Annotated in this window: 9 protein-coding genes and 1 pseudogene; 7 read left to right on the top strand and 3 right to left on the bottom strand. The window is 67.7% G+C overall.

Going from position 1 to position 10352, the window contains the following annotated elements; genetic code table 11:
• The 7 genes from HW445_RS08905 to HW445_RS08875 all read left to right on the top strand — a co-directional run.
• Positions 1-196: TipAS antibiotic-recognition domain-containing protein (locus HW445_RS08905; protein WP_180220484.1), on the top strand; the 196-nt coding region annotated here is incomplete at its 5' end.
• A gap of 456 nt (positions 197-652) precedes the next feature.
• Positions 653-796 (top strand): hypothetical protein, encoded by a 144-nt coding sequence (locus HW445_RS08900; protein WP_180220483.1) that lies wholly within the window; start codon positions 653-655, stop codon positions 794-796.
• Positions 739-1194 carry a GAF domain-containing protein gene (locus HW445_RS34375; protein ID WP_374939622.1) on the top strand — a complete coding sequence of 152 codons (456 nt, stop codon included), beginning with the start codon at positions 739-741 and terminating at the stop codon, positions 1192-1194. Before HW445_RS08900 ends, HW445_RS34375 begins: the two co-directional genes overlap by 58 nt.
• Positions 1195-2684: 1490 nt before the next feature.
• Positions 2685-3185 (top strand): hypothetical protein, encoded by a 501-nt coding sequence (locus HW445_RS08890; protein WP_180220481.1) that lies wholly within the window; start codon positions 2685-2687, stop codon positions 3183-3185.
• A 25-nt stretch (positions 3186-3210) separates the two neighbouring features.
• Positions 3211-5499, top strand: coding sequence for a DUF6571 family protein (locus HW445_RS08885; RefSeq protein ID WP_180220480.1), 2289 nt, complete (start codon positions 3211-3213; stop codon positions 5497-5499).
• An 82-nt stretch (positions 5500-5581) separates the two neighbouring features.
• On the top strand, positions 5582-6082 hold the full coding sequence (locus HW445_RS08880; protein ID WP_180220479.1) for a hypothetical protein: 501 nt from the start codon (positions 5582-5584) through the stop codon (positions 6080-6082).
• A gap of 398 nt (positions 6083-6480) precedes the next feature.
• Positions 6481-6825 carry a hypothetical protein gene (locus HW445_RS08875; protein ID WP_180220478.1) on the top strand — a complete coding sequence of 115 codons (345 nt, stop codon included), beginning with the start codon at positions 6481-6483 and terminating at the stop codon, positions 6823-6825.
• A gap of 127 nt (positions 6826-6952) precedes the next feature.
• Here HW445_RS08875 and HW445_RS08870 read toward each other — a convergent pair whose 3' ends face one another.
• The 3 genes and pseudogenes from HW445_RS08870 to HW445_RS08860 all read right to left on the bottom strand — a co-directional run.
• Positions 6953-8074, bottom strand: a complete 1122-nt coding sequence (locus HW445_RS08870; RefSeq protein WP_180220477.1) for an endonuclease NucS domain-containing protein — start codon at positions 8072-8074, stop codon at positions 6953-6955.
• 390 nt (positions 8075-8464) lie between these two features.
• Complete coding sequence (locus HW445_RS08865) at positions 8465-9913, bottom strand: DHA2 family efflux MFS transporter permease subunit (protein ID WP_180220476.1); 1449 nt, start codon at positions 9911-9913, stop codon at positions 8465-8467.
• A 48-nt stretch (positions 9914-9961) separates the two neighbouring features.
• Positions 9962-10352: pseudogene (locus HW445_RS08860) on the bottom strand (hypothetical protein); the annotation flags it as partial.

The raw sequence follows: 10352 nt of genomic DNA, 5'->3' as shown, positions 1-10352 counted from the left end.
GGTACAGACCGAGGTGGACGCCAACTACCAGCAGATCTGCCGGTTCTGGACCCCGAGCGCGGCCGCGTACAAGGGAGTGGGCCAGACCTATGTCGACGACCCGCAGATGCGGGCGAACTTCGACAGGATCGCCGAGGGTCTCGCCGTCTACCAGCGCGATGCGATGACCGTGTACGCCGACGCCCGGCTGAGCTGACCGCAGGCGTCTACGGGCCGTGCGGCGGGTCATGGGCGCAGCCGGAGGCGAAAGGCCGCGACGGTGGGTTCTGCGGAAGGCGCGGCTCCAACCGAGCCCACTGCACGGCAGCGGTGTTCCGCTGCCGCATGTTCCTCCCGCAGACCGGCCTGGTCCGCCGCTTCACCGCCCCGTACGGCAGCGAGCCCGGCGGTGACGGCGAGGCCTGGCCGACCTCGCTACCACCGACCGCAACGGCCGCAGCGCCACCGTCAACCGCACCGAGGACGGCTGCCGCCGGCGCTGGTCCACTCGGTCGGCTATGCCTTGGGGGTAGGCCCACTCCCGTAGCACTTCGGCGCAATCTTGGTCTTCCTTGTACTTTTCGTCCCTACGATGACTTCACGCTGCCGTGGCACAGGGGAACACGGCGTGCGAGCGGGCAGCCGGGGCGAGAGTGCGAGGTGTGCAGGGGGGATGAAGTGGCTGCAGAAGCACGGCGTTCAGTTCTTGATTCTTGTCTTCTCCGTCATATTCGGTGTGGCCGTTGCTGTGATCTCCGTATGGGCGGATGGGAGCAAGGGCGAGGAGAAGGTGTTCCGATTGCTGCTGTCGAACTGACCGCCCCGGCAGTCGCTCCCGGTCTCATTCCTCGAGGACGGTGCAGTTTCTACCTCTACGACGCGGCGACAGACGAGTTCAGACGGGAGGATTACTACCCGCATCATCGTGTGCCGAGGAACGTCATCGACCCGGTCGGCACCACGCACATGAAGACGCAAATCCTCGGTGGTGGTGGCAAGACATTCCGGATCGACGGGGTCGTGGAACGGCACTCCTACCTGATCCCGCCGGGTTCGGGCTACAAGGCCGTGATCGCTGTGCCAGTGATCTTTGGCACGAAGGAGGTTGGCGTCCTGGCAGTGGATGCGCCCGAGTACTCCGACTTCAACAACGACCATGTCACTCTGATGGAATCGCTGGCTGCCGTCCTCGCGACCGCCTACGCGCTGAGCTAAGGAGGCCTCCTAATGGCCCGGTGGCGCGGAGAGCCGTCTCGCGAGCCCGTACGCCCGGAGAACTTGTCTGCCGAGGACTGGGAAGTCATGCGGCACATGGAGAACGAACGTCAGCGTACGGTCCGGGAGGCTCGTCTCCGAGTACAGGCAGACTTGGCGAGACCTCGGGAGCACGCCATGCTCCTCACGGCCGTCTTCGGTGTGTCCGCCTTCACGACAGCCGTCTGTACCATCGCCGCTCTTCTCATGGGTCTTGGCCTGTGGGCTCTGCTGCCTGGCTCACTCCTCGTGGTTGCGGCGTCCATGACGCTTGGCTTCGCGGTGCGCCTGAGGGAACCGCGGGATGCGCCAGGGCCGGACGGACGGCCGCCGGAGGCCGAAGCGCGCTCGGCTCGTCGCCGAGGTCTCGCGGTTCTGCTCCGGAGGAACCGGAGGCGATGACCCGAGCAACGCGCAGCCCCTCAGACTGCCTCTACCGCGCTGTTTGAGCGGTTCAGCCGCCTCATAGCCACTGAAAGGGTCCTCATGAGGAGCGCTGAGGCGGAGGAAGTAGCAGACCCGCTCCGGGTGCTGTTCGCCCCGCACGCTGCCGCTCACGCGCCCAAGTCCTCGCGCGCTGCGTCGCGGCGCCTGCCGGTCGGCCTCCAAGGCGGCCGCGTTCAGGTCGTGGGCCGCGTCGATGACGTGCCTCCGGCCAGACGAAGCCGAGTGGACACCGCAGGCTTGTGGCGTGCTTCTCCCGCCGGTCCGCGACGTCGGCGTGGAACCGCCGACGAACTGATGAGCTGTCTGGGACGACTGCCTGTACCAATGAGATCTGTTGCCCTACGTCGAGACCCCGTCAACACCACTTGTGTGACCAGCGGGAAACGCCAACTACCCGACTTTCCTTAGGCGCGGCGTCCTGCGGCTTCCGCGCTGTTGGTGGCGATGTCGGATCCGGAGCGGGTTCGATGCGGTGGTGATCGGCTCGAGTGAGCGGGCCTTCTACAGCAACCGGTTCGCTCCATGGCTCCGCTCGAGCACTACGGGTTCGAGGTCTGCGCGCACACGCGAAGGTCTGCAACCGTACGCCGAACGGTTCGTGCGCGCTCCGCACGCGGAGGTGCGCCAAGAGGCCACTGCCGAAGGGGCGGCGCCCCCGCCAGGGGGCCGCTCGACCTCGCTCCAGACACAGCCGGCTCCGCAGTGCGGTGACCCAGCTCTCCGTGTCGGCCGGACGCCGGCGCAAGTAGGCGAAGTCCTGCAGCCGGCGCCGCCCCGCCGGTCCGTCACAGGCACCCCCTACCCCCCTCCCGCGCTGACAACCCGACCCACTCGTCCCCTCGACGTCCGCAAACGCGACCGTCCAGGCTTATCCCGGAAATACGAAACTGACATCGGCGGCGTCGCGTCTCGTAAAGAGTTCGCACAGAAAGCCTGCACACCGGTTCGAGTGGCTACCATCGGCGCGGTCGGCCGTAGATGCACCCGGGGGAAGGAACAGGACGGTGGCGTGGGAAGAGTGGGACCAGCTCAAGGGCGAGGCGCTGGAGCGCCAGCAGGGCATGCAACTCAACCAGTATCCGGCCGATGCCGGGCCGGCCGGAGCGCCCCCGTTGCCCAGCGAGACGGGTGACCTGAAGGTCACGCAGCAGGACCTGGCCAAGATTGGCAGTCACGCCCACACCCTCCACAACCAGTTGTGGGACCGGGCCAGGCTCGACAACACCAGTGTCGGCAAGGCTGCGGGGGACCTGAGCACTCAGGGCTTCGCCCTGGGCTCCGGGTTGCAGGAGGTGTACAACCAGTGGTCCAAGCAGCTGAACTCGGTTCTCGACGCCTGCGCCCAAATCTCCAACCACATGCAGGTCACCAAGAAAATCCATGCCGGGGACGAGGCGTACATCTACCGGCAGATGAGCAGTATCGACACTCTGGACGCCGGCTTCGACGAGCGGTCCGGCCCGCCCGGCGCGCAGAATCCGATCTACGGCGACAAGAAGAAGTAACCACGTTTACGGGGGCGACCGACCGATGGATCTCGACGCACTGCGATTCGCCAACTTCAAACTCCTCGATGACGCGGTCGAGGACTGGGACTTAATCGTCCGTAGCCTCAAGGAACTGGCCGAGGATGCCGACAAGGGCCTGCACCAAGCGGCCACCAAGGCCAACTGGGCCGGCGAGAACCACAAGGTGACCAAGGCCTTCATCTACAAGACGTCAGGCGAGATCCAGGACGCGCACACCCAGGCCAAATCGATACACGCCATTCTGAGTGACACTGCCGCGGAGCTGCGGTCCAGCCAGACGAAGCTGAAGACCGCGATAGACAACGGCCTGAAGAAGAACCTGACCGTGATGGACACCGGGAACGGCACCTTCACCGTCACCATGAACATCCATCCCGACCGGGCCGCGGAGGGATACACGCCGCCTTCCCACAGCCAAAGTGACGTGAGCGCGCTGTGCAAGGAGGTCACGGACATCCTCTCCGCTGCCTCTGCGAGCGACGACTCCGCGAGCAAGATCCTCAGCGCTCTCGCCAAGCAGACCACCTACGGCTTCTCCGACGCGACCTACAAGGACCGTGACGCCGCAGCTGCGGCCCTGAAGGAGGCCGAGGAACTCGCCGCCATCGCGAAGAAAAAGCCGACCGACCTCACCACCGCCGACATCGACCGGCTCAACAAGAGCCTCGCCCAGTACTCCGACGACCCTCTCTTCGCCGAACGCTTCACCACCTCGCTCGGCCCCAAGGGACTGATGGACTTCTGGACCGGTCTCCACGACTCCAACCAGACCGGCATGCTGCTGTACGAGCGTGAGGACAAGCTCGACGACCTGCAGCGCAACCTCGGCATGACGCTGGCGGAGGCCACCCAGAGCCAGTCGGCCGACATGGCCTCCTGGAAGGGCCGGATGGTCGCCATGGGTGACGACTTCGTCGGCTCGGGCCGTCAGTACATGGGCTACCAGGTCATGGGAAACCTGCTCCGCACGGGTGACTACGACGACGACTTCCTGAAGAGCTACGGCACCGCCCTGATGCGGACCGAGCGCGAGCGGTCCGGCAACGGCGAGCAGCCCGAATTCGCCTGGGCGCACGTCGGTGACGGCCCCTGGCTCAACCACCTCGGCGAGGAGAGCGGCCGCGACCCGCTCTCCGGCTACCTCAAGGCCCTCTCCAACAGCCCCGACGCGGCGACGGACTTCTTCCACCAGGAGTTCGTCTCCAAGGAGGACTCCCCGTTCGAGAAGGAGGGCGAGGACGGCAAGAAGAACAACGTCGCGCTCTCCAACTTCGACTACATCTTCGGAGAGCGGTGGCCCGAGGAAAGCACCGACAACAAGGAGATCGTCGGCGCCAAGAACAACCTGGGTCTGGCCCTGGAGGCCGCGATCACCGGGCACCCGGCGGGCGAGCTGCCCGTGGCCTCGGAGGCCCCTCCGCACACCGCAGATCAGGCACGGTTGATGGAGAGGATGGTCACCTCCATCGCGGAGAAGCCCGAGCTGCTCACCAACCACCAGGTCATGGGCGACAGCATCGGGCAGATCACCTCCGAATACCTGCCGGACATCAACCGTGCGGTCGCCAACGACTCGGACGGGGACGTCGACGCGCTCTTCCCCGTCGCGGGCACGGCGGCCGAACTCAAGCACGCGGACGTGGCGGCGCTCATGGTCTCCGTCGGCCAGAACCCGGAGGGCTACGCGGCCATCGAGGTGGCCAACAAGGCGTACATGGCCAACCTGATGGACTACCACCTGAATCCGGACACTCCGCCGGAGTACTCCAAGAATCTCGTACAGACCGTCACGAACATCGCGGAGGGTTCCGGTCAGATATCGGGCATGCTCACGGTCGGCCAGCAGGAGGCCATCGTGGGCCCCGCTCACCAGAAGGCCGAGGACTTCAAGAACTCGGTGGACGTGTGGAAGGGCGTGACCAGCGGGGTGATCGGTACGGGCATCGGGGTCGGCACCTCGTTCGCCGCCACCCCGGCCGTCGGCGCGGTGGCCGGAGGCGCCGCGGGCACCGTCAGCGGGGCGATCGTGGAGATGTTCTTCCAGCAGTTCGAGCCGACCGACATGGAGGAGGCCGGTCCGAAGTCGGGCGCGGCATGGGCGGACGGCATGGAGAAGAACTCCGCCTACACGGAGAAGGCCGCGGAACTCGCCGCCCAGGCGCACCACCGCAAGGACCTCCAGGATGCGGGCATCGACGAGACCGCCCGCACGGCCTCGCAGCAAGGGTTCAGGAACGGGGGCACCGACGTCCTCTTCATGGCACCCCATCTCAAGACCGAGGTGGAGTGACCTTTCCCGCCGGCCTCCTCCTTCTTCCGACCACGCCGCACCGAAGGGCTTCCCCGTGCACCGCTCCACCGTCCTCTCCGCAGTGAACGTTCTTCTCGGCGCCCTCGCCCTCACAGGTTGCTCCGGCGGGGGCGAGGAGAAGCGGGCATACGACATTCCGGGCGCTCTGTGCGGGATACCGCTCGACGCCGGGCTCGTGGAGCCCTTCCTGCCCGGCGGCAAGACCCTCACCACGAAGGAGTCGGCTCCGAACGGCGGTACCAAGCGGTGCGACGTGCTCATCGACGGCGACATCGTTCTGCGCCAGACCCGTACCTGGTGGGCCCGGGGAGAGTCCGCCACGTCGGTGGCGTCCGGCTACTTGGGGGTGCAAGGCGCCAAGGTCTCCGCCGACTCCCGCTTCGTCCACTCGGGCACCGGCGGAGTCGGGAAGACCTCCTCCTGCACCTCCGACGACCACCCCCGCCAGAACCTGTACACCATCATCCATGTACTGGCGCCCGACCAGGAGGATCCGGTCGCCATGGAGGAATTGATCACCGCGTTCACCGCAGCGGTCGAGGACTCCGAGGACTGCAACTGAGCAAGCGCGGCGACGGGCGAGGAAGGGTTGGCGCACCGTCGCCGAAGCCGAAGAGCGGCGTCCAGTGACGGTGCGCCGGACTCAGGCGGGTGACTCGTCCTCGGAGTCGGACGACGGAGAGGTCGGCAGGGCGTCCTCCACCGTCTGCATCGGTAAGCTGCCGATGCCTCGGCGGACGTGCTGTGCGATGCCTACAAGGTCACCGCAAGCCCGCCGCCGTCGTACGGGGCGGCCCCGCAGCGACACGGTATGGGACGAGGAAGAGGCGGCTCAGCGCGGAGGGCACGCGGGCCACGTTACGCCCCGTTGTCCGCTGCATCTCCCCCTGCGACACTGCAGCACAGCGCCCTCAGCTCCGCCGTCCGTCCGGGCGGAGCACCCCCACGAGGGAGCCACACATGCGCAGAAGCATCGCCGCCTTACTCACCGCGGCCACCATGGCCGCGCTCACCCTCGTCGGCGTCGGTGCGAGCACCGCACAGGCACTGCCGAACAAGTGCGCCCCTGAGCGCTACCATTCCTTCTACAACTTCGTCGTAACCTGCACGGGCGGCACCGGATTCTTCCGGGTCTGGGTCGACTGCTGGGTCTCCAACGACAAACCGCCGGTGAGGGTGTACGGCGCGTGGACGCCCACGGACTCGACATCGGCGGCCGCCTGCACGATGGGTCAGAACGGACCGGCCGTCAAAGGTGGCTGGGATGTCTCCGACGTGATCCTGGATCCGCCGCCGGAGGACTGATTCCGGATCCGGTACCGTCCGGCGGGCGACAGTGCCTTCACTCCCGTCCACCGGCCCACGGGTCCACGGGGCCGGGCGGCGGGCGATGCTGGCCCGGGAGGGCAAGGTCCGCGGTTGTCCTGGTTCCTCAGGCGCCACCGGGATCTGCGACGACACCGAAGTGGCGGGAGACCTCCTCAATGGTGAAGCGGGCGCGGAGCTTGCAGGCGGAGTTCTGGTTGGCGAAGAAACCCGTGCGCCACAGCGCCTCCGTCCGGGGCACGGCGTGTTCCCACATGACCGGCACGATCCACTCCCGGCGGTCCTCCCCATCCTGCTGCGCGACCCCGCCGCCGGATCGGTAAACACCCGCCAGAGGGAGGTCGGACATCGGCCGCTCCTCGCCGTCAACCGCGAGGACGGCCTCGTCGAACGGCTGCGGCTCTCCGGTGACGGTGCCGACGCCCACGTATCCCACCTTGGGAATGTGGGTGAACACGCGCGCACCCAGCGGCAGAGACCGAATCGTGCGGGAGAACCACTCCCCGCCACCGGCGGACACGAACCCGTAGCGCAGTGCGTCCTCCCAGCTGCGGCCACCAGTCTCGTCACCGAACGACGCGTACCAGTCCGTCCCGTTCCACAGCTCCTGCTTTCCGCGGCCCTTCGTCCCAGCGGACGGCACCGAGGCATCGGCATCGTCTATCAGCCAGGTACGGGCCAGGTAGGAACGTCCTTCATCCTCGAAGTACCGGAAGAACAAGACATTGACCGGCACCCCAAATCCGGATGCCAGGTAACTGACAATCCGCTCCGTCGCGGCATCGATCTCACTCGCGACGACGGTCAGGGAGTGGGTGGAGTTCAACGCCTCCGGCGGGCTGCCACCGAAGGTGAGCGAGAACGCCTCGTCCAACTCCTCCGCGAGACCTTTCCGGCGGGCGTACGTGCCGTAAATCTCGCGTATCTGCTCGTTGGTCAGCTCCTGCACCCACGAGCCGTAGTCGAGGACCTGCGCCACCACGTCCCGAGGCGTGCGATCCCGTTTGAGCTCCAGCACGTGCAGGCTACCCTCGGCATCGATGCCAAGGAGGTCGATTACCTTGCCGTACGGCGTCGGCACCTGGCGGCCAATCAGCAGCAGAGGTTTACCCAGGATCGCCGGATCGGCCTCGATCAGGTCCTCGAGCCGGGATTCCAGCGGCATCGGCTTCGTCGTGACCCGCACCGGCTTGTCGTCGACCCGCCACAACCCGAACTCCAGCGGCATACCCGTCCCCTTCCGCTCCGACCAATCCGAAGACAAGCAGACACCGAGGGCGGCACTTCGATCCAGACCACCACCTCCTCCAATTCGGGGACCCCGCCATGCGTGCGCGTCATGGTTGCCTCAGCAGGGGCCGTCTCAGACACGTGCCGTCACGTCTCCCCGGCGCGCTGTTCGAGTGCCTGCGAGAGCAGGTCCTGGTGCTGGAGCTGGGTCGGTGACGCGCTGTCGCCGAAGGCGGCGTCGAACGCCTGTGGTGACCGAGTCCAGTCCAGCAGAATCTCGGTGGCCCGCTCGTCGGTGGATCCGCGTGATGCACACGATCGACGACTTCGTCACCCTCCTCCGCGACGCGGGCGTCCTCGACGACGGCACGGTCGAGTCGCTGCCGGTTCAGGCGTGGCCGGTGACCGGCTCGTTCGCGTCGGCCCGCGGCGTCCCGGCCGCGGGCTGCGGCTCGGGCCTGCCCGGGAGCAGCAGCCCGGCCAGGAGCACGACGCCCGCGGCGCCGACGACCCACCAGAACGCGTGGTGGAAGCCGGTGACGAGGTCGCTCGCCAGGGTCTGGCTCGCCAGGGCCCAGGCGACCAGGGCGACGGTCATGGAGCCGCCGATCTGGTTGAGGATCATCAGGGCGCTGGAGGCGCCGGCCGCGGAGCTGGGCGGCACGGTGCGGTAGACGGAGGCGAGGGCCGGCGCGCCGACCATGCCGAGGCCGAAGCCGGAGATCACCGAGCACACGGCGAGCAGGACGAGGTTGCTGTCCGGGCCGGCCTGCGTGTACCCGATGGTGCCCAGGCCCACGAGGGCCGCGCCGCCGGGGACCAGGAGCTTCGCGCCGAGCTTGTCGCTGAGCCGTCCGGCCAGTGGCATGCCGACGAGCGCCCCGATGCCCTGCGGGGCGAGGAGGAGGCCGGCGGCGAGGACGCCGTTGCCCCGGACCTGCTGGTAGTAGAGCGGGACGAGGAACAGCAGCGAGTAGAGCATGCCGCCGACGAGGAACATCGCCGCGACGCTCGCGGAGAAGCCCGAGCTGGAGAAGAGGCGCATGTCGATCAGCGGTGCGATCTTGGTGCCGAGGGCGTGGACGACGTACCCGACGATCAGCACCGCGCCGACGACGAGGCCGACGACGACCTTGGTCTGGCCGAAGCCGGCGCCGCCGGCGGCCTGCGAGAAGGCGAACATCAGGGCGGCGAAGCCGGGGCACAGCAGCAGGACGCCGAGCAGGTCGAGGGGCTGCCCCTGGCTCTGGCCCTTCTCCGCGCCGGGCACCACCTTGAGCGCGAGCAGGACGGCGAGGATGCCGATGGGCACCTTGAAGAAGAAGAGCCACTGCCAGTTCAGCCACTCGAGGACGACACCTCCGACGACGGGGCCGATGACCGGTCCGAGCATCAGCGGCAGTGACATCAGGCCCATGACTCGCCCGGTGCGGGCGGGCCCCGCGGCGCGCGCCAGCAGCGTCAGCATGGTGGGTTCGAGGACCCCGCCGCCGAAGCCGGTGAGGACCCGGAAGACGATGAGCGACTCGGTGTTCCACGAGAAGCCCGTGAGCAGGGAGCCGACGAGGAACAGGCCGAGGCCGCTCAGCCAGACGGCGCGCCCGCCGAAGCGGTCGATCGCCCAGCCGGAGACCGGGACCATGACGGCCACCGCCAGCAGATAGCCGGTGGCGACCCACTGGATCGTCGACAGCGGCGAGTCGAACTCCTTGCCCAGGGAGTCGATGCCGACGTTGACCACCGTCGCGTCGAGCAGCGCCAGGACCGCGCCCAGCACCAGGACCCAGAGCAGCCTCAGGAGCGCCGGATCGAGCCGGGCCTCCTGGGATTCACTCATGACACTCTCCTCGTTCAGTGAACTCGTCCATCAGGTGAATTGAACCAGCTAGTTCATTTTGATGGAATGGACCGTAGCATGCGCGGTCTCGGAGCCACCAGCCCCACCGGACCGCAGGTCCTCGAGCGCCTGCCTGAGCAGCTCGTAGGAGCGCACCCGCTCGGCGTGATCGCTGATCATCGACAGGGCCATGACCTCGTCCGCGCCGGTCTGCTCGACGAGCGCGGCCAGCCGCCCGCGCACCGTGTCCGGCCCGCCGACCAGCTGCGGGTCGAGCCGCTCGCGCACGAACGCCTCCTCGGCGGGCCCGTACCGGTGCCGCGCGGCCTCCTCGGCGGTGGGCAGCAGCGTGAACCAGTCGGAGGTCCGCATGACGATCTGCCCCAGGACGAAGGCGCGGCCGAGGTACTCGGCGCGCTCGTCGGTCTCGGCCGCCACG

The organism is Streptomyces sp. UH6 (assembly GCF_013421635.1).
GTDB lineage: Bacteria > Actinomycetota > Actinomycetes > Streptomycetales > Streptomycetaceae > Streptomyces > Streptomyces abyssomicinicus.
Note: the sequence above shows the minus strand (reverse complement) of the source record. Positions and strands in the feature narration are given on the sequence as shown.

Bases quoted from the DNA above. Each gene is read 5' to 3' on its own strand.
- HW445_RS08900 (WP_180220483.1), top strand. From the start codon at position 653: ATGAAGTGGCTGCAGAAGCACGGCGTTCAGTTCTTGATTCTTGTCTTC.
- HW445_RS34375 (WP_374939622.1), top strand. From the start codon at position 739: ATGGGCGGATGGGAGCAAGGGCGAGGAGAAGGTGTTCCGATTGCTGCT.
- HW445_RS08885 (WP_180220480.1), top strand. From the start codon at position 3,211: ATGGATCTCGACGCACTGCGATTCGCCAACTTCAAACTCCTCGATGAC.
- HW445_RS08875 (WP_180220478.1), top strand. From the start codon at position 6,481: ATGCGCAGAAGCATCGCCGCCTTACTCACCGCGGCCACCATGGCCGCG.
- HW445_RS08870 (WP_180220477.1), bottom strand. From the start codon at position 8,074: ATGCCGCTGGAGTTCGGGTTGTGGCGGGTCGACGACAAGCCGGTGCGG.
- HW445_RS08865 (WP_180220476.1), bottom strand. From the start codon at position 9,913: ATGAGTGAATCCCAGGAGGCCCGGCTCGATCCGGCGCTCCTGAGGCTG.